This window comes from Aquabacterium sp. CECT 9606 (genome assembly GCF_918741295.1).
In the GTDB taxonomy this organism is placed as follows: domain Bacteria; phylum Pseudomonadota; class Gammaproteobacteria; order Burkholderiales; family Burkholderiaceae_C; genus Aquabacterium.
Genome location: NZ_CAKKNB010000001.1, coordinates 1,256,918 through 1,276,035 on the forward strand (window position 1 = coordinate 1,256,918; position 19,118 = coordinate 1,276,035).

Here is a 19,118-nt window from a genome sequence, read left to right on the forward strand (position 1 = left end):
CGTTCGCCCCGAAGCGGCCGATTCATCGGCCAGCTTCGGGGGCTTGCATCACTTCAGCGCAAAGCGAACAGAGACGGGCTTCTTGCCAGGCAGCGTCACGACAGCCACCGCTTTGGCGCCAGCGCTCACGTCGAAGCTGCCTTTGGCTTCCAGCTTCTCACCCGCTGGCGCGAGTTGCACTTCGTTTTTGTCGGTGCCCTTGATGAGGGTCAGTTTGCCACTGGCACCTTGCATCTTGACTGCCTTGCCGTGATCGCGCACGTACAGGCTGATCAGGTCGGCCTTGGCCACCAGTTCGAAGTCCATCTCGCTGGCTTCCACCACCACGCCGCCGTGCAGCGGATCATGTTCGTGCCCGTGTTCGTGTCCATCCGCCGCAAAGGCGCTGGCACTGATGGCCAGGATCGAGCAGGCAATCAGGCTGTTCACTTTTCTCATCTTCAGTCCTTGAAGGTTATGGAGGTGAAAGCCTATGCAGATGCAGGCGACAGAAGGCCAACTCAAAGATGACAAATTCGTCATCTTCCTTGTGTAACAGCCATTTAACAATCAAACGCATGAAAATTCTGGTGATCGAAGACAGCGTCAAGATGGCCGAGTACCTTCGCAAGGGTCTCTGCGAGGAAGGCTATGTGGTCGACGTGGCCAACAGCGGCATTGACGGCTTGCACATGGCGATCGAGATCGACTATGACCTTCTCGTCCTGGATGGCATGCTCCCCGGCATCGACGGCCTGGCAGTGCTCGCTGCTCTGCGGCAAAGCAAACAGACGCCGGTGCTCATGTTGACGGCCCGCGGACAGGTCGAAGACCGTGTCAAAGGCCTTCAAGGCGGAGCGGACGATTACCTCGTCAAACCGTTCGCGTTTTCGGAATTGGTTGCGCGCATCCAGGTTCTGCTCAGACGGTCGGGCGGGCAGCGAAATGCTGGCGAGCCGACGGTTTTGAAGGTGGCCGATCTGGATGTGGATCTGCTTCGTCGAAAAGCCACGCGATCTGGGCAGCGGCTCGACCTCACGGCTAAGGAGTTCAACCTGCTGAGCCTGCTGCTGCGACGCCAGGGCGAAGTGCTGTCGCGTACCGAATTGGCCGAGCAGGTCTGGGACATGCACTTCGACAGCGAGACCAATGTCGTGGAGGTGGCCATTCGTCGCCTGCGCTCCAAGCTGGATCAGCCTTTTGAGAGATCGTTGTTGCACACGGTGCGCGGGATGGGCTACGTGCTGGAGGTTCGCGAGCCGTGAGCGACATTGTCACGACGGCCAGCCTTCGGGGGCGGCTGTCACGCTGGTTGGCGCTCCAGACCATGCTGGGCCTTGGCCTGGTTTGCGTGGTGGTGTACGTGCTGTTCGCGCTGACGGTGTCCGAGCGGCAGGATGAAGCGCTGTCACAGAAGCAGAACACCGTCGAACACCTGCTTGCAGGCAGCGACGGTGAGCGGGACCTGGCTGATGTGCGTCAAGTGCTTGGCAGCTTTCTGGCAGGGCATGACGAACTTTCTTTGCGCTTGATGGGGCGTGATGGCCAAGTGCTTTTTGAGACATCTTCATGGCGGGCCGGTCCAAATGAGATCAAGAGCAGGGCGTTCGACATCAAAGTGCGGTCTGAAGATGGCGGAATGGCTCGGGCCATCTTGGTACTGGACAAACGCATGGATGACGCCTTGCTCGCCCGCCTGGCGTGGACGCTGGCGGTCGCGGCGCTGGTGGGTGCCCTGGCGGTTTCCGTCGGAGGGTTCATGCTGGTTCGCCTGGGTCTGGCGCCACTGCACAAGCTTGTCGAGCAGACCGGACTCGTCACGGCCACGGACCTGGAACGACGCCTGGACGGCGCGGGTCAGGCCTACGAACTGCAACCCTTGATTCAGCAGTTCAATGCCTTGCTGGACCGCCTTGGCGTTGCCTACAAGCAGATGGAGGCCTTCAATGCCGATGTGGCACACGAACTGAACACGCCGCTGGCGACGTTGATCAGCAGCTGTGAGTTGGCGTTGCGCAAACCTCGAAGTGCCGATGATCTCAGAGAGGCATTGGCATCCAATCTAGAAGAGCTACGCAGTCTTGCCAGTATCGTCGGCGACATGCTGTTTCTGTCCAATGCCGAACGTGGTGGGCCTGCGCGGCGCGAATGGACGCCTTGCCTTAGTGTCTTGGCGGAAGAGGTGATCGAGTTTCATGAGGCGGCGCTCCTTGACGCGGGGCTGACTGCCAAGATCTCGGGCGATGCTTTCGCCACGGTGGATGGCCCGTTGTTGCGGCGGGCGCTGTCGAATCTCTTGGGCAATGCCACGCGCTACGCTTCACCGGAGTCATCGGTGTTGATCCAGATCGATCGCGAGAAAATCGGCTGGGTGAGGATTGCCGTCTACAACAAGGGGGCGACCATCGGTGTGGAGCATCTGCCCAGGTTGTTCGACCGCTTCTACCGAGCCGATCCCGCGCGCAGCCCTGCGGATCGCAACCATGGGCTTGGCTTGTCCATCGTGGCGGCCATCGCGCGAATGCATGGCGGCCATGCATTCGCGGAGTCAGCCGCAGGCGTGACCCGCATCGGGATGATGTTGCCCGACGCCGCTGGACCTGGCCCAACCTTGTGATGGGCCGCTGCCCCGTTCCGTCAATTGCTTTCGTGCAGGTTGGGGGTGATGTAGACCTTCAGCGATTTGTTAGTGAAGCCCTTCGGTGCCACGGCCATCAGGTCCACGGCCTGATGGTTGAGCACCTCGAACTTCCAGCTGAAGCTCTTGTCGCCGCTGCGGAAAGTGACGGTTTCGCCGCAGACCACGTTGACGAACTTGGCGGATTCGACATCGACGACCTTGACTGCTTGGGATGGGCTGGACATGGCGCCATACATGGACTTGCCGTCGCGGGTAGTCGATCGATCCGTCGTGGCGCTCGCCAAGGCCGCAGACAATGCGAGGCTGAGAACGAAGGCGGTTTTGGTCAGGCAATGATTCATGATCAGCTCCAGTTGGTTCCGGGACAACCGGCACATCGATTGATGGGCTTGAGCGGCATGTCCTGGAGGTGACTCTAGAAGTTCGTGCCCGACACGCTCCGTACAGATTGGTTACAGTTTTGTCATCTCCTTTTGCCGCGCCGAGCAACTTGCTGGGCCTATGGCGAGAGTGCCGAAGGCGTCTTTGTTTGTCCAGAATCGGCGTACTTCGTCCAGCTGCGGCCCATGGCCGCAGAATCTGACTCCAGCGTTGGAAAGTGACCATACTTTGCCGAGAGCTCATCATTGGCCACCGCGATCGGCGCCCCTCGACTCAATTCCAGGCCTGTTCGATCGGAACCCGATGCACAGTGAACCAACAAGGGCGTGGGCGATGTCTTCATCAGGAGACTGCTCAAGTGTCAGTTCTCCCTGTAGGCGGACAGGGGCACATCCAGAAGCCTGACTCCGGTGGTTTCCGTGATGGCCACGTCGCTGTCGTACCAAGGTTGACCATGATTCGTGCCACGCAGGTTCAGAACAGTCTTGACGCCATGCTGGTCGATGGTCTGACATAGCGCAGGGCCAGCCTGGCCCACAGGAGAAGGTGGCCGAGGCAGCCAAGTATCTCGATGATCAGCGGGGCAGGGTGTTGCCCATGTACGAAAATCTCCGTTCGCTCTCCAAGGCGTTGCTTGATGTTGGCCAGTGCATGGCGCATTCTTCGCATCTGATGAGGGCTTGCGCCACTTCGAGTTGATCCTGTTGCAGCACAGCCGTCTGGATGCGGTCCTGAGCGATGTGGCTGCACAAAGACGGCGGGCCGAAGGATGGACCTATCTCGCGGATGCGGGGCGCATTGCATGGCTACAGGAGCCTGATGCGGTCACGCACATGAAGGACAGACATGGCCACGCCACGCTCAAGAAGCTGGCCATCGCTTCAAATCTGTTCGACGTTTTTGATGAACCGTTGCTCGACGTTGGATACCGCACTTTGTACAGAGCCAGGAGCTAACTGATGTCATCACTGCTATCGGATGTGGCTCTGCTTTCTCTGTGGACGATCAGTCTGTCCGCGGGCCGTACATGATGATGGCCATTCCACACAGGCTGACGGTTACCCCGATCCAGTCTGTCGCTGTTGGCTGGACTTTGTCGACCAGCATTAACCACACGATGGCCACAAGGATGTAGACCCCGCCATAGGCGGCGTAGACGCGGCCAGCCGCGCTGGGGTGCAGCGACAGTAGCCATGCAAAAAGGGCCAAACTTGCCGCCGCTGGCAACAAAAGCCACGCCGAGCGGCCCTGGTGAAGCCAAAGGTAAGGTAGGTAGCACCCAAGGATCTCGGCGATGGCCGTGACGACAAACAGCAGGAAGGTTTTGAGCAAATCCATGTCGGCATTTTCATACAAACCTCTTGCATCTCAAGTAGCTTGAGGTCGTACCGTTGTGATGTGGGCGACGTGCTCACTTACGGAAAGACTGAAATGAGACCTTGGAAAGCCGCTGTCGGTGTCGGAGCAGAATGTGCTGCCTGCTGTGCCGTCCCCCTGCTTGGTGGTACTGCTGCCCTGGCGGCAGGATCTACCGCCCTTGCTGCAATCGGAGCATCCATGGTTGCATGTGCTGATGAGCTTGTCCTGATTGGTGGGGTATTGCTGGTGTTGGCCTTAGGCAGTGTGCTGATGGCCTGGCGCCGTCGGCGCACATCGGTCAGTCCTAAGGTCTCCATGTGTTCGGGGGGCTGCAATCTCAGATGATCGGCATGGCCCGTTGACCTAAGCTCGGCAGTCTGGGCAACGGGCTTGGTGGTTGAACTAGAAGTGCACGGGTGATTCGAGCCGCTTGGGCTTGTGGCTCGCAGGTGCCGCCGCGTCCACTCAAACCCTGTGGGTGTGCAGCAGGAGTCTGCGCGTGATCTAAGATAGAAAGATGGCTGCACCAAATTTATCAATCTGCGTTGTTGCCAAACGGACGGGTTGCTCTGTCCCGACCATCCGCTACTACGAGGATATTGGCCTCTTGCCAAACGCAGATCGGACGGATGGATGTCGACGAAATTTCTCGGAGGCGACCATCGCACGTCTGACTTTCATCCGTCGATGTCGAGACTTCGGCTTCTCCATTGATCAGGTGCGAGAACTTGTCTGTCTTGTCGATGAGCCAACTCGACCTTGCGTTGAAGTCCGAGACCTCGCTGCCAAGCATTTGGCTGAGGTGCAGCGTAGGCTGTTGGAACTCCAGGCACTAGAGAGCAGCCTGGGAGCCTTTGTGCGCGCATGCGACAGGGATTGCGCGGGGGGCCCTACGCTCGATTGTTCCATTCTGGAGGATCTGTCTCGTCCGGCCGCGGCCGCGCCGAGCCGAAGCTCAGGCTGCTGTGGTACTTGAAGCAAGGTTCTTGCAGGCCTGATGTTCAGATTCTTGCGTGAAAGTCCCTGATCGCCGTCCCCATCAACGTGCCGATGACCACAGGCACGCATGGCACGGCCAGGGGATGCAAGGTGAAGGGCAGCACAAACGCCAGGACGGTTGCGCAACTGGTGAGGATGGCCAAGCAGGCATACAAGGCGAACATCTCCGGGCTGTGGTGCAGGAACTCTTTGGCTTTGACCACTCGTACAAGGCAGCCATCCACCAAGGCAGCAACCGGGAAGGCCAACAGCCAGGGGAGCCACTCCAGCAGCATGGCCAGGCGGAAGCTGGCGAGCAGCAGCAGTGCGTCAATCGAGCGGAAGTAGGGGTTGTTGAACAGCCGTTGGTTGACCGAAGCCATTTCTTGCCCGACAGCCGCGTTGACGCCACCCACGGGGGCCGCGTCTTTGGATGAGGGGACAGGTGATGCCTGACGTGCAGACTGCTGCATGCTCATCGCACGCGACAGCATGCGGGTGCCCGCGTCTTTGCCCCAGAACACCGCCGCATTGGTGTATTCCGTTCGCAGTTGCTCTATGAACCGTTCTGGCGGATGGGCGGACGGCACATAGAGCACCAGAACCAGCAACACCAGCAGTGACACCACGGCCATCGCCCTGATCATGCCGCCCTCCTGATGGGTTGATCGTCCCCATGCGCATCCGGATCCAGGATGGGGAAGCGACCTTTGATGATGCGCCCGCCAGACACCGAGGCAAAGTACTGAAGGTTGGGCAGTTTGCCCAGGACATCGGCGGGCACCATCTCCTCGAAGCTCTCGGAGAGTTGGCTTGAATAGCTGGTCGAGAAGTCACCCAGATGGGTGTCTGCACCATGCCCGAGCCCAACTCTCATCGAATGAATGGCGGTCTTGCCAAAGGTCTCCACGATGAAATCCTGCGTGGGGCGGTCTTTTGAGCGCAGCGCAATCAGGTTGTTCAGGTTGCCCAGTGCCATGCGCGCAGCCGCTTCGCTGCCCAGGCGTTTGGCCAGGTCCGCCAGTGTTTGCATCGCGCAGGTGGTGTAGATGCCGCCCTCGGCACCTTTGTTGAGGATCTCGATCAAGGGCTGGTTGATGACGTTGGCCACCTCATCTACAAACAGCGCAATGCGCCGATAGCCGCCGAGGTTGTAGCGCATGCCCGCCCGTGCGGCCAGGTCGGCCAATGCCAGCGCACCGATGGCCGAAGCCACCGAAGGGTCGGGCAGCGAATCCAGACACATGTACAGCACATGCCCGCCGCGCTCGATTTTCTCGAAGTTCATGATCGGGCGCGTGTCGTCGGCGTCGAACGGATCAGGCGACAGCGTACGACCCAGGTCACCCGAGGTCAGCATCGACAGCACGGGCAACAGGTTGGCGGTGATTTTTTGATAGTGCTCGCGGTTGTGCCTGAAGGTTCGCACCTGGGCATCGATCACCTTGCTGCGTTGTGACTGGGCAATGTGGTGTTCGTAGTACGCGACAAAGGCCATCAACTCGGCGCTGGCCGCTTCTGATGGGCGCTTCATGTGGCCTCGATGAGCCTCCTGCATCAGCTTCTTCATCTCGGGCAACTCGCGCCAGGCGGGCCCCAAAGTTTCTTCATAGAAGCGGCGCAGAGAGCCTTCTAGCACGGGTTCGATGCCACCTTCGATGTAGCGGGTCAGCTTGGCCAGGTTAGGTCGTTCTTCCAGTTCGACCAGGCCTTGCACGACCACGTTGACCGCATCCCAGCCGAAGGCGGAGAACGCGCCAGCCGTGTCCGGCGGCATGATCGATTGGATGCGGGATGCAATCTCGGTGGGCTTTTGCCAGTTGAAGGTGAAGTCCAGCCGCACACCGGCTTCCGGGAAGGCCGGATGGAACTCCATGAAGGTGTCGGGCTCACGCCAGTCCTGGCAGGCGCGTTCCACCACGCGCTTGAGGCGACGGCTGTTCTTGGGGTCGATGACGATCACCACGTCGCCGCGCCTGACGGCCTGGGTGATGAGGTTGGCCAGGGCCACCCCTTTGCCAGATTGCGTGGTGCCGACCAGCAGCGTGCCGCCTTCGAAGTTCTGCAAGGGGCGATGCAGTGGCACCTCATGAGGCTCGACGCCGTGTATGTAGGGCAAGCCGATCTCCGCATCAGGTTGGGGGGCGCTGTCATAGCCCAGCAGACTCAAGAGGCGCGGAGACACCGTGAAGTCGCGATAGTCGATCTTGGCCAGTTCATACAGGCGCTGGGAGTGCACGGGCCGCCACTCGAAGCCGAAGCCAAGGAAAACGGCCGTTGGATCCTGACACCACCGCGCCTGGGTTTGCGTGCTGATCACCTGGATGGCGTGACCAGCCAGCGACGCCCTCAGCACGAGAATGCGCAGCGCCTGCGAGAACCTGAGGGCACTCATGCCGAGGCAAGTGATGGACAGGGGGAAAGCGAGAATGCGGGGCAGTTGTCCGATGGCGCCGACCGCCGTGAAGAACATCAACGCGATGCCCCAGGCAAGGCCTGCATAGGCCTCGTAGGCGTGGCGCCATGGCATCTCGTAGCGGCGGATGGGCATGTCACCCTCCCTGAGCCTCGGGCGAGGCAAAGGCTTCCATGTCCACGCCGCTGATGAAGTGCGGGGCTATGGTTAAACCCACGGTCGATGTGCCGTTGAAATCCCTTGAGGTTGTTGGTGGACCTTTGCCCGCGGCGCGAACTAGCATGTGCACGTCAGACAGGGCGCGCAGAGCCATCGAGGGTTGAATGCCGCGCCGCTCGAATTCCTGCAGAGGCACAAACACCCCCGACGCGACAGTGCAACCCTGGGCGGGACCAGTACCTGTGTTCAAGGTGTTGATCACCTCGGTCAACGCGTCGCGCACCACGGGGTTGAGGCGCAGCGGCGCTTGAAGACCTATCGTCGCTTGCTGAGTTGGGTGGGCATCGCTTGTCGATACCAAGGCAGTCGGCGGGGCGGTCGACAAAAGTGCCGCTTCGGCTTGAGCCTCTCGGACATTCGAAGCTGCTTGTGGAGTTTGCTCGGCGTTACCAGGGATGAGCGAGAGTTGTGTGCCTGGCGGGCCATCAGGGCGAGATCTTGGTGCAACCGGTTCGCCCGCTTGGGCCGACGGACTGTTGTTGCTTGGCGCACTCGTGAGGTTTTCCGCCAGAGGCGGCGGCAACGGGTCATGTCCTGCAAACAGGATCGCCTGCGACGACAGCTTGACTGCGTCGATTTTGGCCTTGCCGCCTGGTGGTTGGATGAGCCAGATTGGGGCTCCTGTGGGCGTGGGTTCGAAGACGCCGGCTAGCAGGAGCACTTCCATGATGGTCTCCGGCGCTTTGGGAATGCCTGGCAACTGGGCGGCGTCCAGTTGCTTTTGGAGGTCTTCGGCAGCGCTAGGCCAGGCCAGGAACAGGCCATCGGGGCCGAGCCAGACGCGAGACTTCTCGCGATTGGCTTGCCACCCCGAGTTGGAGACCGCGAGATGCCTTAGCGCGTCAACCAGGTAGCGTTCCAGGTGCGAACCGTATTGAGGCGTACCGTAGCGGTCGGCATTGGCCAGCAGGTTGCGGTCAATCACCAGCGCCAAGGAGCGCCGGACCAACTCGTCCAGCAAGTTGTGATCGCGATGCTGCGAGATGCCGCTGACGCTGCCCATGAGGTGAGGCACGATGACTGTGTTGTCTTCAGCCAGGTAATGCATGACCGTTGGGGGTACGACATGGGCCAGCGTGAACACGCCCAGGCTGCGTGTCTCGATGGCGTGTGGGCGCCAGCGCAAGAAGTAGCGGTCCGCTTGTCGCTCCATCAGCCAATCACTCAGGGACAGAAGGTAGGCTGGCCACACATCGCCTGGGGCGTTGGTCACGATGATGTGACTGAGCACCCGGTGGGCCTCGCAGCAAAGCCCCGCGACGAAGGTTGCCAGGCGCCAGCGCGGCTCCAAGTGGCGGCGTGCCGATATGTTGGAGCGACCTGAGAATATGTGCGCGTCTGTGCCCTGCAGGCTGAAGAAGCTGACTTCCATGCCCAGGCGCAACAGGCCGCCAGGGGTGCAGAAGTAGTTGTCTGATGTGGCTGGCAGCAGGTGTACTAGGTTGGCGTATCGTCTGATAAGTGACAGGATGGTTTGTTCGAACTCGGTACGGTCAGACCCATGGCAGAGCTTGATGCGGGCGATCAGGTCATCGTTTTGCGACAGCAGAGCATCAATGGGCAGGGCCTCGAAGCCGGGATCTGACGATGCAAAAGTGCTGTGTGGCTGAGACGGGGCAAGCATGGTGGTCCATTTCAAATGACCCAACCATTTGGTCACCATGCATAGCCGTGTGCACCTCAAAATGCCGTCTGTTCATCTGGGCTTTCGCCATCGAGACTTGACGAATGAGGGGCAATTTCGGATCAGAGCGATGGGCGTCGATCCGTCTGATACCTTGGCCTTGACTCTGCATGCAACGACGAGGATGCAGGCCCGTTGGTCATGAAGCCACGGAACTTGCAATGTAGGATGTTGGAATCCAAACTCGGCGTAGCCAAACACTGCAATCATGACCACGTACCAAGAACTCCTGGCCCAGAAGGCTGCCCTGGACAAGCAGGCTTCGGAGCTGGACAGGCAATTGCAGGATGCCCGCAAGGCAGAGCGAGCTGGGGTGATTGACCACATCAAGCAACTGTTGGCTGCCAATGGTTTGACTGTGGCCGACTTGGGGTTGAAGGCCGGTGTGGCGACCCGCTCCAGTGCTGCAGCAGGCAGCAAGGTCGCCCCAAAATATCGCAACGTTGACACGGGCGAGACCTGGAGCGGACGGGGACTTCAGCCTAAGTGGATCAAGGCCGCGTTGGCCGCTGGCAAGACGCTGGATCAACTGAAAGTAGGTTGATTACAAGGCCATCGGTTCAGGGGGTAGTCGCAGGTGCGGTCGCCATCCCGTTCTTGGGAAACGAGGCCTGGAGCCGAGGGTCACAACTGTAGCGCTGTACCAGTTTGCAGAACGGACAGTTGTCGCCCAAGTGGACCACGGTGCCGATGGCCATCAGCACATCGCTGCCGCAGGTCGGGCAAGCGAGGACCTCGAACACCGGGGTGCTGGTCAACCAGATGCCATCGGTGTGCGATGTCAGATCAAACGCTCGGTCAAAGCTGATGCGGTGCGGGCATTGGCAGACGGCTTGGTATCCGCGGTAGGCGCTGACCAGCGTCTCTGCGGCGCCGAAGCCAGTGTTGCGCAGGCGGCGGTACATCGACATGAAGATCGAGGATTCTGCCCTCGCGATGAGGTTGGCGCCGTGATACCACTCCAGGGAATTAGGCGGGCGACCGCGTGGGATCGCTTGTGGGTCGTTGAAGAACAGCCTCTGTACGTCCCGAGGGTTGAGCCCTGTGAGGTGATGGATGGTGCGCACCCGGGCACCCAGTTGAGCGCAGTCTTGCGCCAGGCGTATGGCGCACAACTGGCGGTCAGCACGCGTTGACATCATGGTCCCCTCCGGTCACGACGTGCTTGCGGGCACCATGGGCGCGAGTTGCCGTGGCCTTGGCGCATGAACAGCAGCCAGCGATGCCTGAAGCGGCGCGGGGGCCTTGAGCAAGGCAAGCAAATCCTGGCGTGGAGGGAAGAGGGTGCTTTGGCCGATCTGATCGACGAATGCCCACAACTGTTCCTGGCTCATTGCACCAAGGAAATCTGCTTGGGCGGCATCCAACCCGAACTTACAGCATGTCGATACCCGATCTTGCGCAATGCCCAGCCTGATGGCCTGCAACAGGTACAAATTGGTCAACTGCACATCGGTGAACTGGATGCTGCTCATGGTCTTCTCCTGTTGGTGTGCCCAGATGCGAGTCGAGATGGGCCAGGTATTGCGGCGAGGTATGACTGCTTTGGTGTTGTGTGTGTGGAGTGACGGGTCGGCTCAGCATATTCATGACCACGCCATGGAATCAATGCCCGAGTGCGGGGGGATGGCGTGTTTGCCATCGACAACAGCCCGCATTGCCTGCCGCATTTGTCACCCTCAATGAGCGTCATGCCTGGAACTTGAGCGTGGAATTAAAAAACCACCAGAGCCAAGGCCCTGGTGGTGAATCACTGTGATCCGAGATCAGATGGCTTGTGCCAACTCCTTCCATTCCTTGACTGACAGTTCGATCAATTTCCCGCCCAGGGCTTCAAACTCGGTGGCACGGTCGTAGTCCTCAACTTCCTGGGAGAAGTGCGTGACGGCATTCACCAGGCCATACCCCGATAGATCACCTTCGGCGATCAGGTGGCGCAGCACCCCGGCGCGCTCGACATCGTTCAAGGTATAGCGCTGAGCCAGCACTTCCACCGTCTTGACGGGGTTGCCGACCAGGTGGATCTGCAAGGTCTTTTGCATCTTCTGCGCAGCCTGCATGAACGTTGCCTCAGACACGGCCGCTTGCACCACGTCGCGAACCTTCAGGAAGAAGGCTTTGTCGTCGGCCTGCAAGGTGTCGTCCTTGAAGACCATGATGCTTTCATCGGACCCGAGCGCTCGCCCGACGTGGGTTTTGCGCAAGGAGCGGTCTGAAGCAATCAGGCCATTGCGGCACACCAGTCGGTACAGCAAGGGCTGAACCGACAGCGTGCCTTGTCCCACCTCCGAGTTGGAGATGACCACGCCAGCCTGTACGACGTCGCCAGGCGCCATCTCGACTTTTAACTGTGGCGTGATGCACTTGATGTACATCCGCGTGTCGGTGAGTTCCACCGATTCGAAGCGCACATCAGGCAACTGCTGCAGGATGGGCAGCACGCTCTCGGCCAGATCGTAGTTGTCCAGGCGACGGTAGCGGTCTGACAGCACGGCTCGGACGTTGCCATGGAGCGTGCGGATCATGCGACGGTCATCGTCGCTTTGCAGCCAGGTGTTCACGTTGCGGTCCAGCAAGACCGGCTGTTCGGAGCGCATGCGCTCAAAGTAGGCGTAGGGAATTTTCAACTTGTCAGCCAACTGGCGGCGCGCCAGAGGCATGACGCCATAGGGCGTCGAGGCCCCGCCTTCGCCAATGACGAGACGGGTCTCGCCTGTGTCGTCGGTATCGTGCCGCAGCAGCGACGAGGGGACCACCAGGTCCTTCTTGGATTGCAGTTGGCGCTCAAGTTCATGGGCCAGGCTCACCAGGGAACGTCCGCTTCTCATATCAAGCTCCTGTTCGGGAAAGAAATGGCGGAGACGGCATGGCCCACATGCGGGGATGCACATCCCCGCCAGGGTTGATGACGGATGGGCTCTGACCCATCCACGCAGGGCGCGCACTGACCACTGGCCAGGGATCGCGCCCGATTCACAAATCACTCATGCAAAACGCCAGGGCTGTCTTTGCCTTGCCATGTGGCTTGGCCTGGTTTGACAGCTACCAGTGGGGATACATGACTTACGTGGTTCGGGAGGCGTGCTCCGCCTTGGCCAGCCACACATCGGCCCAGTCGGTGCCCGGGGTCTTGGGCAAGAGCACCCGCACTTGCCGGGGGCCGCTCTGGTGCTCCTGCTTCTTCAGCCGCCGAGCCAGGGCAAAGGCAAACATCTGGCCGTCAAAGTCCGCTTGGGCATCGTTATCGGCATAGATGCAGATGCTCTGCACCGAGTCGGGCAGCCACAGCTTTTCCAGGTTCCCGGCGTTGAGTCCTGCCCACACGGGTTTGCCGGTGGCCAGGTGCACCGCCATGGCGGTCTCGATGCCCTCGGCAATGGCCAGTTCGTGCTCGGGTTCGAACAAGCGCACGGAAGCACCATTGATACCCGAGGAGAGAACCTTTTTGGCCTCGCTCACATTGGCCTTGCGGCCATCCTTCAGATACGTGCGGTGCAGCGTGACTGCGTGACCATCGGCACCCTGGATGCAAGCCAGCATGGCGGCGTATTCGGCCACTTTGCGCGACTTGCCCGAGGTCGGATCCTTCTCGTAATAGCCCAGCGCTGGATGCAGGCGCAGCACCTTGGGGTAGTGGGCCAAGGCGAGCCGCCGACCGGACAGGTAGCGGTCCACCTCATCACCGGGTGTCACGGGCGTGGCTTCCTCCCAGAGTCGCTTGGCCAGAGCCTTCATGCGCTCGGCAGACGGCTCCGGTGACGCCACATGCGGGGCAGGGCGCGAGGTGCCCACCACGCGCTCGACTTCCTTGAGCGCGGTGTTGAAATCCAGGCCTGTGACGGCCTGCAGCAGCTTGAAGCCACCTCCCGCGCCACAGGCGCGACAGTGGTAGTTGCCTTCACCGAATTTGTCGGTGTACTGAAACCGGTCGGTGCCGCCACAAAGCGGGCAAGGCAGGTTCCGTTTCTTGAGGATCTGTTCGCCAACGCCCAGGCTGCCCAGGATTTCGGTCCAGCGACCGTGGGCCCGGCGTTTGACGTCTTCAATGCGAGCTTCGTACTCGGGGTTGTTCATGATTAACTCCGTGTTGATGACATGTCCTCCAGGGGATAGAGCAGCGGTCAGCCGCGATGGCGAACCGATGGGGTGAACAACTGGCCCGCCTGCAGTGCTTCGATCACGCTGTGCTCGACGAACTCCCAGGGCAGTTGGTGCTGCGTGTGCAAGACCTGGCCTTTGTCGTCCAGGCGTTCGACCTTGAAACCTGCCTGGCTCCACAGCACGCGGTAGGTCAGCCAGTCGGCACCGGCGATGACAAAGATGCGGCCAGCCTGGCCCGTCAGGACTTCACTTTCCTTGACCAGGAACTCGATGTCCTGGGGCTCATCGACCATCAGCATCGGAATGCGGTGGCCGTGGGCATGGGCTTGTTTGTGCATATGGCACTCCATGTGTGAGTTGAGGGCCAGGGCTGATCGGACAGATCTGGCCTCGGCCCTGTTTTGAGGCGGTTGGGATCAGGTGAACAGATCGCCCTGCTCGGACATCTGCTTGAGCTGTTCATTGATCCATTGGGGATTCCTGGCCAGGCGCGCTTCAACCCAATGGGGGTTGCTGGCGATGGCATCTCGAACCCACTGGGGATAGCGCTCAAGCGATTCAGACAGCCAGGCTTTGAGCTTGTTGCGGATGTGGTCGCGGATGTCTTGCGCATCCACAAGGCCACAGTACGCGATGGGCGACAGCGGGCTGCAGCCCACAACACGCAGGCAGTTCACGAATGAGAAGGGCTGTTGGTCCTTTTCTCGCTCGGTGAACACCCAGCGCAGGGTGTCGAACTTGTCTTCCAACGGCGTGGTCGGGTCAGACAACTGGTTGATCTCCTGCAGCAAGCGCCAGTGCAAGAAGACGATGTCCTCCTCGCTCCAGTCGATGCGTTCGGTCGGATCGTCCAGCGACTGTGGGTCTGGCGGTTGATCCGGAAAAACGGACTGCGTCGCCCCCATGAAGCCATTCAAGGCAGCTGGGGGGTGAACCAGGGATGTGCTCGTGTGCAGCATCGTGGCCTCCATGTGAAATTGGGAGGCACGGCGCACCACGGGTGGGGCAATGCCCCACAGGGTGATGAACAGTCGGCAAGGTGTTATGACGCACTGCCGATGGCGATGAAAAGACTCCAGGGCTGGCTTGATCGGGTGGTGAGCCCGTTCGGATCGGTGTGCCAGCTACCGATCGAAGAAGGCTTTCTGGGTGAGGGCGCGCATGCCGCGTCAGTGCGGTCGTGCACTCACCACGAAAGTCGCTTCGATGGCATCGGAACGGTGGTGACCGTCAAGGGTTTGATGTGAACTCCAGGGCTTGCCTTGTTTGAATGCAGGGCCAGCTGCCGCATGTCAGCAAGGTAGTGCCTTGCCATGAGGATGGTCAAGATGGTTCCATGCCAAAACGGGGGCTGATGCCGAAAGGGCCTTTAATTGCCGATGATTCCCGGTGGTGATGCATGAACGCGGTTCGCAAGATGGTGGCGAGCACGCCAGTCACGGGAGCGCGACATGTCTGATATTCACCAGATCGTCAAGATGGACCAGGGCGGGGTCAACGACCGGATCCTGGCCAAAGAAAGCAAAGCAGATTTCAGGCGCATCGAAGCGGCCAGTGTGAAGATGCCCACGCGCTTCACCAGCGCAGAGGGCAAGCGCTTCTTTGTTCGCTTGTTCAACACGCTGCAGCTCAACATGCACTTCATCTCGGTGATCGCACGCACGCGGCTGGATCACGATGACATCGTCAAGGTGGAGGCCAGCGTTCGGGCGAAGCTTGACGCGGTCAACGAGAGCCTGAACAGCGCCATCGATGGCGCAGAGGCCTTGTTCAAGGCCCATGGCATCACCAGTGTGGCGACGTATGACACCGTGGCCCTGGCGGTGGACGTCAGTGTGCTGTCGTCGTTTGGGCGTCGCTTCCTGGAGGTCCTGGGTAAGCTGGACCAGTTGATGCCACTGCTCCAGACGCTGGAGATCCATGAAGTGATCACTGCGCAGGCGGTGGACATCCAGCGCGCCAGCCTCAAGCGTCAGGTACGCGACGTGGCCAACGGGGCTCGCAATCTGGCCACTGGCCTGAGGCGCCGCATGAATGCCATGGGTGAACGGGGTGAGGGCGGTCCCGAGTCTGTGCCAGCCCCAGCAGCAAATGTTCAAGCATCTGGTGTGCTTGCTCAGGAGCTGGAAGCGACCGGCGATGATGCAAGTGTTTCGTCAGCCACGGACACCATGGAGCCTGTGGTTGCTGCTGTTGTCGTCAAGTAGCTACTCAACGCGACCTGGTTGATGCTGGCAAGCGCCACGCGCAAGGGGCCAACTTCACGGACGATTTCGAGGAGCACAAGCCGTTCTTGCCTTGAGGCGTCCCATGTCGTCCGCTAAGGTGACATCGGGACGCATGTTGCGCCACCGTCGCAGTCGATACCTGCCTGCCTGTGCCTGTCCACGTTGCGCTGAGCCAGCCCGTTGACGAGGCACGATGTACTTGGAGTTGCTCACAACCACACCGTGCGACCGGGACGCCGCCGATGTGATGCCGGAGTCGTGCGTCCCTATCGGCATGCGCAAACCCTGACCTAGCGCCGCCGCTACAGAGCAGGTCATGTCTTCCATCGGCATTCGCCGTGAAGAGGCCAGATCATGCCTAAACCCAACCGGGGTGCCGTTGTCGTGCCCGCGGCGCCTGTCCATGCTGTTGCGGCGCCATCATTGCCGCAAGTTGGCTTTCTCCGACAGGCACAGGTTCTGCAATTTGTTCCCATCTCCAAGTCCACACTGTGGCGGCGCGTGCAGACGCGCACCTTTCCTGAGCCCGTCAAGCTGTCGGTGCGCGTGACCGTCTGGAGGGTGGAGGACATCAGGCAATGGATCGCTGAACAAAGTAGCCGTGCCTGACGCCCTTTGCTGAAGCCGATGTTCACGCTTGCAGAGCCCGCCCTCTTGCAATGCACCTTGCTTGGCATGCCTTGCCCCGATATCGAGCGCGCTGGGGCCTTGGCACACGCCAATGCATGGGAAGTGTGCTGCTACCCATGCGGGGTGGTGCCACGGAACTTGCTTGCTTCTGGGTGTTGTCACGTGGCTTTTGTCCACGCCAAAGCAGATCTGCCTGATGCCAAAACCCCCCGCCTTCACCGGCGATTTCGACTGGTGAAAAGTGCGACCAGGGTTGAGCATGAAGGCACTTTGGCAGCGTGAGGACAAGTAAACAAAGCAGGGAGAGGGTCATGTCATGCGTACCAGAACTGGAACCAGACGGGAGTACCGTTGCCCAATCGATCCGGATGCTCAAGGAGGTCATCGATGGCGACACCTATGAGACCGTGGCCGCGCGGTTTGGCGTGTCACGCACGGCGGTTGAGCGGCGCATCAAAGCCATTGCGGTGCAGTTGAGCCAAGTGGCCGACATCGATGGTTTGAATGAAGATGGCGCCGCATTCGTCAGACGCTTGCGCCTGCACCGCGATGCCATCCTGACGGCCTTGGTGGATTTCGATCCGAGAAAGACGGTCGAGCATCGTTCAAGCCGCATCGTCTCCATGGATGAGATCATCCAGGCAGGCAAGCGCATCAAGGGGCGCAGCAATCGGGCCTGGCATGACCTGTCGCTGTTCTATCTCCTGTTCGCCACGGGCGCACGACCCCTGGAGATCGCCCGCCTCGAAGTGCGGGACTACCTGAACTCCGATGGCAGCGTTCGGCGCCACTCCCAGATGCGTGCCGAGGTGGCCATCACTGGAAAGGCCCGCCCATTGCACTTCGCCAGCACGAGGCTGGACGAATCGCTTTCAAACTACTTGGAAGAGCGCCTGAGGCTCGGGCTGGGCTTGGGACGGGATGGTGCTTACAGAGGGCTTGATCCAGATAGCCGCTTGTTCCTGTCTACAGCAGGAGAGGGGTTCAAGATCACACCCTATGGTGCGCCTGGTCAGCGACGGTTCTTGTGTCGACCGATCCTGGAGACCTATCGCAAGCTGTTTCGCTATGCCGAGATGAAAGGCGTGACGGCGCTGTCTGTGCGGCGCACCGTCGTGGCACGCCTCTATGAGCGTGGCGCTGATGAGGACGATGTCGGCCTGATCCTGGGCATCAGCGAACGCAGTGCGGTGCGCGAACTGCTGGCTCGCCACAAGCCGACCATCGAGCAACTGCTCGATGAACTGGTGTGAACACCATGCCCACCCGTCAAGGCGCTGAAGGCGACAGTCAGCGCTTTTCCATCAAAGGGCGGGTGGTGGATGCAAGTGCGCCAGACATGCAGGATCTGCTGGCTCACGTGTACGAGACCCCCGAACGTCCCCGATGTCTGTGTGTTCCTGGTGGTGTGGAGATGTACGTGGCGCGGCACCGTCAGTTCGTTGTCAAGCGCATGCCGGAAACCGGGTGTCGGCATCACCCATCGTGCCCATCCTTTGAGCCAGAGTGGCAACAGTCAGGCCTGGGCGAGTTGGTGGGCGAGGCTGTTCTGGAGATGGTTCCTGGCCAGATTCAACTGCGTGTGGACTTCCCATGGGTGCGCACGGTGGGGCGTAGCTTGGTTCGAGGTGAAACGCATGACGTGAACGAGGTGGAAGCGCCCAGGCGACGAATGAGCCTGCATGCCCTGATGCACTTCCTGTTCGAGCGAGCAGGCTTCAACCGATGGAGCCCGGCTATGGAGGGCAAGCGCAATCAAGGTGTCCTGCACAAATACCTGATGAATGCGGCCGAGGACGTGATGGTCAAGGGTGCTGGGTTGAGCGAGCGTTTGTACGTGCCCGAGCCCTTCAGCGAAGCCAGCAAATTCGAGGTAGCTCAGCGCCGTCGCAACAAGCTGGCGGTCTTGCATCCGCATGAAGGGCAAAGCCCTCTGGCGGTGGTCATCGGAGAGTTCAAGGTCAGCGAGGTAACGGCCCTGGGGCGGCGTGTTTGGATCAAGCACATGCCCGATGCCCCCCTGCTGGTGGGCACCAAGACCTGGGAGCGCATTGAGCGGGTCTTCGCGCCATTGTTTGAAGCCCGTGACGCTGACAGCGGATACAAGGTCCGTTTGGTGCTGGTGGCACTGATACGCGCTCGCCGTGAGCACACCTATGAAATTGATGCGGCCAGTTTGATGTTGACTAGCGAGCACTGGATCCCTGTGGAGGGCGTGCACGAGTTGCCGCTGGTGCATGCGCTTGTCTCTCAGGGCCGACGCTTTGTCAAACCACTGCGTTACGACGCCAGGAGCGCCGTTGCATTTCCCAATGCTTTGTTGCTGGATGCCGGTTGTCTGCCGGTGCCTTTGCATGTCATCAGCGCATTCATGCCCCCGAAGGATCGGGCGGAAAAAGATCGCGTGGTGCGAACGTCCGGTGTTTCATCCTGGCTCTGGTGGAGTGCCGAAGAGATGCCTGCGTTGCCAGAGGCAATGACGTCCAAGAGTCATTGAGCGAA

General features: G+C 60.3%; 21 protein-coding genes. 9 read left to right on the plus strand and 12 right to left on the minus strand.

The window, feature by feature from the left end:
* Window positions 1-48 precede the first annotated feature (48 nt).
* The gene (locus LQ232_RS05870; RefSeq protein WP_058085851.1) at window positions 49-438 is read right to left on the minus strand and encodes a hypothetical protein; all 390 of its coding nucleotides are present in this window, start codon (window positions 436-438) and stop codon (window positions 49-51) included.
* Between the two features lie 119 nt (window positions 439-557).
* Here LQ232_RS05870 and LQ232_RS05875 point away from each other — a divergent pair, with 119 nt between their 5' ends.
* Both LQ232_RS05875 and LQ232_RS05880 read left to right on the plus strand, forming a co-directional pair.
* A complete protein-coding gene (locus LQ232_RS05875; RefSeq protein WP_109036413.1) occupies window positions 558-1,244 on the plus strand; it encodes a heavy metal response regulator transcription factor in 687 nt (228 codons plus the stop codon).
* Window positions 1,245-1,249: 5 nt separating this feature from the next.
* Window positions 1,250-2,596, plus strand: a complete 1,347-nt coding sequence (locus LQ232_RS05880) for a heavy metal sensor histidine kinase (RefSeq protein WP_109038284.1) — start codon at window positions 1,250-1,252, stop codon at window positions 2,594-2,596.
* Window positions 2,597-2,616: 20 nt separating this feature from the next.
* Here the strand turns inward: LQ232_RS05880 and LQ232_RS05885 are convergent, their stop codons facing one another.
* On the minus strand, window positions 2,617-2,961 hold the full coding sequence (locus LQ232_RS05885) for a CzcE family metal-binding protein (RefSeq protein WP_159098910.1): 345 nt from the start codon (window positions 2,959-2,961) through the stop codon (window positions 2,617-2,619).
* Window positions 2,962-3,648: 687 nt separating this feature from the next.
* Here LQ232_RS05885 and LQ232_RS05890 point away from each other — a divergent pair.
* A complete protein-coding gene (locus tag LQ232_RS05890) occupies window positions 3,649-3,957 on the plus strand; it encodes a hypothetical protein (RefSeq protein ID WP_109036415.1) in 309 nt (102 codons plus the stop codon).
* Window positions 3,958-4,006: 49 nt separating this feature from the next.
* On the opposite strand, the gene LQ232_RS05895 is transcribed toward LQ232_RS05890, so the two are convergent.
* Complete coding sequence (locus LQ232_RS05895; protein WP_109036417.1) at window positions 4,007-4,339, minus strand: YnfA family protein; 333 nt, start codon at window positions 4,337-4,339, stop codon at window positions 4,007-4,009.
* A gap of 538 nt (window positions 4,340-4,877) precedes the next feature.
* Between LQ232_RS05895 and LQ232_RS23640 the strand changes: the two genes are divergently transcribed.
* Window positions 4,878-5,336: a helix-turn-helix domain-containing protein gene (locus tag LQ232_RS23640; RefSeq protein WP_109036419.1), complete on the plus strand. Its 459-nt coding sequence runs from the start codon at window positions 4,878-4,880 to the stop codon at window positions 5,334-5,336.
* Between the two features lie 25 nt (window positions 5,337-5,361).
* On the opposite strand, the gene LQ232_RS05900 is transcribed toward LQ232_RS23640, so the two are convergent.
* From LQ232_RS05900 to mobH, 3 genes are read right to left on the minus strand one after another with little or no spacing between them, the layout of a single operon-like run.
* The gene (locus LQ232_RS05900) at window positions 5,362-5,985 is read right to left on the minus strand and encodes a DUF4400 domain-containing protein (RefSeq protein ID WP_058087365.1); all 624 of its coding nucleotides are present in this window, start codon (window positions 5,983-5,985) and stop codon (window positions 5,362-5,364) included.
* The gene (traD, locus tag LQ232_RS05905) at window positions 5,982-7,889 is read right to left on the minus strand and encodes a conjugative transfer system coupling protein TraD (protein ID WP_058087364.1); all 1,908 of its coding nucleotides are present in this window, start codon (window positions 7,887-7,889) and stop codon (window positions 5,982-5,984) included. Before traD ends, LQ232_RS05900 begins: the two co-directional genes overlap by 4 nt.
* Before the next feature lies 1 nt (window position 7,890).
* The gene (gene mobH / locus LQ232_RS05910) at window positions 7,891-9,597 is read right to left on the minus strand and encodes a MobH family relaxase (RefSeq protein ID WP_170119683.1); all 1,707 of its coding nucleotides are present in this window, start codon (window positions 9,595-9,597) and stop codon (window positions 7,891-7,893) included.
* A 268-nt stretch (window positions 9,598-9,865) separates the two neighbouring features.
* On the opposite strand from mobH, the gene LQ232_RS05915 reads away from it, so the two are divergent.
* The gene (locus tag LQ232_RS05915; protein WP_109036423.1) at window positions 9,866-10,201 is read left to right on the plus strand and encodes an H-NS family nucleoid-associated regulatory protein; all 336 of its coding nucleotides are present in this window, start codon (window positions 9,866-9,868) and stop codon (window positions 10,199-10,201) included.
* 16 nt (window positions 10,202-10,217) lie between these two features.
* On the opposite strand, the gene LQ232_RS05920 is transcribed toward LQ232_RS05915, so the two are convergent.
* From LQ232_RS05920 to LQ232_RS05945, 6 genes are all read right to left on the minus strand, one after another.
* Window positions 10,218-10,799, minus strand: a complete 582-nt coding sequence (locus tag LQ232_RS05920) for a FlhC family transcriptional regulator (protein WP_137839865.1) — start codon at window positions 10,797-10,799, stop codon at window positions 10,218-10,220.
* A gap of 12 nt (window positions 10,800-10,811) precedes the next feature.
* Entirely contained in the window at window positions 10,812-11,132 is a 321-nt protein-coding gene (locus LQ232_RS05925; RefSeq protein WP_109036427.1) for a hypothetical protein, read from the minus strand.
* A gap of 291 nt (window positions 11,133-11,423) precedes the next feature.
* Entirely contained in the window at window positions 11,424-12,485 is a 1,062-nt protein-coding gene (locus tag LQ232_RS05930) for a DUF932 domain-containing protein (RefSeq protein WP_230179384.1), read from the minus strand.
* Window positions 12,486-12,720: 235 nt separating this feature from the next.
* Window positions 12,721-13,731 carry a toprim domain-containing protein gene (locus tag LQ232_RS05935; RefSeq protein ID WP_109036431.1) on the minus strand — a complete coding sequence of 337 codons (1,011 nt, stop codon included), beginning with the start codon at window positions 13,729-13,731 and terminating at the stop codon, window positions 12,721-12,723.
* Between the two features lie 47 nt (window positions 13,732-13,778).
* Window positions 13,779-14,096 (minus strand): hypothetical protein, encoded by a 318-nt coding sequence (locus tag LQ232_RS05940; protein ID WP_208110799.1) that lies wholly within the window; start codon window positions 14,094-14,096, stop codon window positions 13,779-13,781.
* Between the two features lie 78 nt (window positions 14,097-14,174).
* Window positions 14,175-14,717, minus strand: a complete 543-nt coding sequence (locus tag LQ232_RS05945; RefSeq protein WP_109038287.1) for a hypothetical protein — start codon at window positions 14,715-14,717, stop codon at window positions 14,175-14,177.
* Between the two features lie 492 nt (window positions 14,718-15,209).
* Between LQ232_RS05945 and LQ232_RS05950 the strand changes: the two genes are divergently transcribed.
* The 4 genes from LQ232_RS05950 to LQ232_RS05965 all read left to right on the plus strand — a co-directional run bounded on the left by LQ232_RS05950 (window position 15,210) and on the right by LQ232_RS05965 (window position 19,113).
* Window positions 15,210-15,965, plus strand: coding sequence for a DUF1845 domain-containing protein (locus tag LQ232_RS05950; RefSeq protein ID WP_230179385.1), 756 nt, complete (start codon window positions 15,210-15,212; stop codon window positions 15,963-15,965).
* Between the two features lie 375 nt (window positions 15,966-16,340).
* Window positions 16,341-16,595, plus strand: coding sequence for an AlpA family transcriptional regulator (locus LQ232_RS05955; protein ID WP_109036436.1), 255 nt, complete (start codon window positions 16,341-16,343; stop codon window positions 16,593-16,595).
* Between the two features lie 332 nt (window positions 16,596-16,927).
* A complete protein-coding gene (locus LQ232_RS05960; RefSeq protein WP_230179386.1) occupies window positions 16,928-17,869 on the plus strand; it encodes a site-specific integrase in 942 nt (313 codons plus the stop codon).
* A 5-nt stretch (window positions 17,870-17,874) separates the two neighbouring features.
* Window positions 17,875-19,113 (plus strand): DUF1173 family protein, encoded by a 1,239-nt coding sequence (locus LQ232_RS05965; RefSeq protein ID WP_058088280.1) that lies wholly within the window; start codon window positions 17,875-17,877, stop codon window positions 19,111-19,113.
* Window positions 19,114-19,118 lie beyond the last annotated feature (5 nt).

Coding starts and splice junctions, on each gene's coding strand:
- LQ232_RS05870 (WP_058085851.1), bottom strand. CDS start 438: ATGAGAAAAGTGAACAGCCTGATTGCCTGCTCGATCCTGGCCATCAGT.
- LQ232_RS05875 (WP_109036413.1), top strand. CDS start 558: ATGAAAATTCTGGTGATCGAAGACAGCGTCAAGATGGCCGAGTACCTT.
- LQ232_RS05885 (WP_159098910.1), bottom strand. CDS start 2,961: ATGAATCATTGCCTGACCAAAACCGCCTTCGTTCTCAGCCTCGCATTG.
- LQ232_RS05895 (WP_109036417.1), bottom strand. CDS start 4,339: ATGGATTTGCTCAAAACCTTCCTGCTGTTTGTCGTCACGGCCATCGCC.
- LQ232_RS23640 (WP_109036419.1), top strand. CDS start 4,878: ATGGCTGCACCAAATTTATCAATCTGCGTTGTTGCCAAACGGACGGGT.
- LQ232_RS05900 (WP_058087365.1), bottom strand. CDS start 5,985: ATGATCAGGGCGATGGCCGTGGTGTCACTGCTGGTGTTGCTGGTTCTG.
- traD (WP_058087364.1), bottom strand. CDS start 7,889: ATGCCCATCCGCCGCTACGAGATGCCATGGCGCCACGCCTACGAGGCC.
- mobH (WP_170119683.1), bottom strand. CDS start 9,597: ATGCTTGCCCCGTCTCAGCCACACAGCACTTTTGCATCGTCAGATCCC.
- LQ232_RS05915 (WP_109036423.1), top strand. CDS start 9,866: ATGACCACGTACCAAGAACTCCTGGCCCAGAAGGCTGCCCTGGACAAG.
- LQ232_RS05920 (WP_137839865.1), bottom strand. CDS start 10,799: ATGATGTCAACGCGTGCTGACCGCCAGTTGTGCGCCATACGCCTGGCG.
- LQ232_RS05925 (WP_109036427.1), bottom strand. CDS start 11,132: ATGAGCAGCATCCAGTTCACCGATGTGCAGTTGACCAATTTGTACCTG.
- LQ232_RS05930 (WP_230179384.1), bottom strand. CDS start 12,485: ATGAGAAGCGGACGTTCCCTGGTGAGCCTGGCCCATGAACTTGAGCGC.
- LQ232_RS05935 (WP_109036431.1), bottom strand. CDS start 13,731: ATGAACAACCCCGAGTACGAAGCTCGCATTGAAGACGTCAAACGCCGG.
- LQ232_RS05940 (WP_208110799.1), bottom strand. CDS start 14,096: ATGCACAAACAAGCCCATGCCCACGGCCACCGCATTCCGATGCTGATG.
- LQ232_RS05945 (WP_109038287.1), bottom strand. CDS start 14,717: ATGCTGCACACGAGCACATCCCTGGTTCACCCCCCAGCTGCCTTGAAT.
- LQ232_RS05950 (WP_230179385.1), top strand. CDS start 15,210: ATGTCTGATATTCACCAGATCGTCAAGATGGACCAGGGCGGGGTCAAC.
- LQ232_RS05955 (WP_109036436.1), top strand. CDS start 16,341: ATGCCTAAACCCAACCGGGGTGCCGTTGTCGTGCCCGCGGCGCCTGTC.
- LQ232_RS05960 (WP_230179386.1), top strand. CDS start 16,928: ATGTCATGCGTACCAGAACTGGAACCAGACGGGAGTACCGTTGCCCAA.
- LQ232_RS05965 (WP_058088280.1), top strand. CDS start 17,875: ATGCCCACCCGTCAAGGCGCTGAAGGCGACAGTCAGCGCTTTTCCATC.